A 1,400-nucleotide genomic window follows, 5' to 3' on the forward strand; every position below is an offset into this window, starting at 1 on the left:
TGTCAACGCCATTTAGAAATGTCCCCACCCTGTGCCAGTTAAACATGTCCCCTTTGGCGTCACCGGGAAGGCCGGTCAAGTTGGAGCATGGCGCCAGGGATGGTTGCCGGCGGGTTTTCTGACGTTGTTGCAAGGCACGGCGTTGCGCTGGTCGAGCTCAGCATCTAGGACCTTGCGGTCACGCACCTTGGCGCGCCAGGTCTCCCAAGGCAGCGCAGTGAAGGGAATGGATGATGCATCGTGCCAAAGCTCGATGTGCTCCCCGGACTGGATGACCGTGAGCTGTTTGCCCACGGTCCGGTGCGTGTGAGCTGGATCGATGCGCAGGACCAGGTGCTCAAAGCGCAGGGTGCCCTGCTTGGTGACGAGGCGGGTGTGGTGGTGGCTCAGGATGCGCGGCACCTCAGCCATCGGGTGAGCCAGCGGACGATGGGCGTCTTCGGGATCGGCCGGGGACGTGGCGAAGCGCGCGTTGTGCGCGTCGAGATGGCTTTGCAGCAGGGCGTTGGCGTCGCCGATGGTAGCGACGCCGGCCACGCGCAGCGCCTTGGTGAAGCGATCCTGGAAGGTCTGGTGCACGCGCTCCACGCGGCCCTTGGCTTGCGGGGAGTGCGCGCAGATCAGCTCGATATCCAGCGTCTTGAGGGCCCGCTCGAACTGCGTGGGCCCGGGGTCGACCGCCTCGTTGTTGACACGGAAGATCGAGTGCTTGTCGCTGTAGTAGGCCATGGGGCGACCGTGCGCGGCGAGGTGGGCGGCGACGCCATCGAAGTAGGCCTCGGTGGTCTCGGCCGGCACCAGGCGGGCGTAGAGCACCCGAGAGGTGGCGTCATCGATGAACACGATCATGGTGCAGCGCGGGCCACGCCCTTCGAGCCAGTCGTGCGGCGAGCCGTCGATCTGGATCAGTTCGCCGAAACGCGGGCGCCGGTTGCGGGCCCGATGGATCACCTGACGCCGGGTCTTGGGCTTCCAACGGCCGGCCTGGATCAGCCATTGTCGCAGCGTCTCCACGCTCACCGTGGTCGCATGCTCGCGTGCCAAGTACTCGCCCAGCAGGGTCGGCCCGAAGCCCGCGTAATGCGTCGCCTCCAGCGCCAGCACCTGCGCACGCAGTGCCTCGGCGTGACGACGGTTGCTGGGCCGCCCACGGCGCTGGGAACGCAGTCCCGGCGCACCGTCGGCGCGCCAGGTACGCACCAGTCGCTTGATCTGCCGACACGACAGTCCCAGCGCCTCTGCCGCCTGCCTCTGCCGCATCCGACCCACCGCCACCTCGGCGATCAAGCCTGCCCGTTCCACCTCACGTTGCGTCATCCCCACCTCCACGGTCACCCCCTCGACGGAAAAGGGGACACTTGTAACTTGCAGGAAGGGGACACTACTAACTGGCAGCTACA

At 66.4% G+C, this 1,400-nt stretch carries 1 protein-coding gene; it reads right to left on the reverse strand.

Features of this window, described 5'->3' with window-relative positions; translation table 11 throughout:
* Positions 1-75: 75 nt before the first annotated feature.
* On the reverse strand, positions 76-1,317 hold the full coding sequence (locus tag ACO2Q2_RS17470) for an ISNCY family transposase (protein ID WP_423257524.1): 1,242 nt from the start codon (positions 1,315-1,317) through the stop codon (positions 76-78).
* Positions 1,318-1,400: the final 83 nt, after the last annotated feature.

Source organism: Dyella sp. KRB-257, from assembly GCF_049445995.1.
In the GTDB taxonomy this organism is placed as follows: domain Bacteria; phylum Pseudomonadota; class Gammaproteobacteria; order Xanthomonadales; family Rhodanobacteraceae; genus Dyella_A.

What these genes read in the sequence shown, in the direction of transcription:
- ACO2Q2_RS17470 (WP_423257524.1), bottom strand. Translation starts at nt 1,317, where the DNA reads ATGACGCAACGTGAGGTGGAACGGGCAGGCTTGATCGCCGAGGTGGCG.